This window comes from Vibrio sp. Vb0304 (genome assembly GCF_033338995.1).
Taxonomy (GTDB): Bacteria; Pseudomonadota; Gammaproteobacteria; order Enterobacterales; family Vibrionaceae; genus Vibrio; species Vibrio alginolyticus.
The window spans coordinates 1-1,011 of the sequence record NZ_JAWOTT010000393.1; the positions used below are offsets into that span (position 1 = coordinate 1).

Genomic DNA, 1,011 nt, shown 5'->3' on the forward strand with positions numbered 1-1,011 from the left:
CACGCTACAAACCGCAAGTATGGCACACAAGGTATAAGCAAAAATTAGTTTGAAGTTCTTATTACTCGCAACCTGAGTTGGGAGAACGCGTCGATGGCTTTTCGCTGGTGGTATTAAACGGATATTGGCAGGGTTAAGAAAATAGCCCTTGCGAGGATAAGTGACCAAGAGCTTAGCCGCATCGTACTCAGGTAGGTGTTGCTGTAGCAGCGCACGTAAGGTGCTAATGCGGTTAGTGAGCACATTTTTGGAGATGAATTTGCTCTGCCAAATGGTTTCGATAATGGTGTCGGCAGAGAGCGGATGCCCCACGCTTGTTAGCAGCAGTTCTAATAACTCAATGGTACGAGGTTCGAGATCAATCGCGATAGTGTCTTGATGAAGAGTCTGTGTTTTCGGATTGTAGACCAACTCGCCAATCGCAATACAACTGTGAGTTTGTTTGGCTTGTTGTAGAAAGTCGCGCATACCGTACCGAGTTATTTGGAAATCGCGAAATATTATATAGTTATTGAAGCGCGAAATCTTATAAATCGCGCGTCAATTATCATCAAAAGTTTATGAACCGTAGGTAACGGAATATCGGTGTGGTTTGTGATTCATCGCCAATACGACATTCAGTGCAAAGGCACCCAAAATCGAAAGGCCAATCACCTCTGGAGTGACAAAGAAGAACGAAGCAAACAGGATACATGCATCGATTGCCATCTGGCTTTTGCCAACAGAAATGCCAAACTTGTCCTGAATAAACAAACACAACACGTTAAAGCCACCTAGGCTGGAGCGATGTCGGAACAAAATCAGCATACCTAATCCCATCAATAGGCCACCTGCTACCGCGCAATAAATTTCGTTAACGGATTCGAGTGAGATCAGCAAATAAAGGTGATCGGCAAAGATAGAAACCAAAGCGCCAGAAATAGCGCTATTGATTGCGAAATGACGGCCGAAGCGTTTCCATGCTAGTAAGTAAAAAGGACTGTTTGCTAAAAAGTACAGCACACCAAAGGT

At 44.2% G+C, this 1,011-nt stretch carries 2 protein-coding genes; both read right to left on the reverse strand.

Translation table 11 applies throughout. The features are described 5' to 3' along the window. A partial coding sequence (locus R7P35_RS26480) for a transcriptional regulator (RefSeq protein ID WP_318093470.1) occupies positions 1-468 on the reverse strand: 468 nt, incomplete at its 3' end. 90 nt (positions 469-558) lie between these two features. Then, positions 559-1,011: YitT family protein (locus R7P35_RS26485; RefSeq protein WP_318093471.1), on the reverse strand; the 453-nt coding region annotated here is incomplete at its 5' end.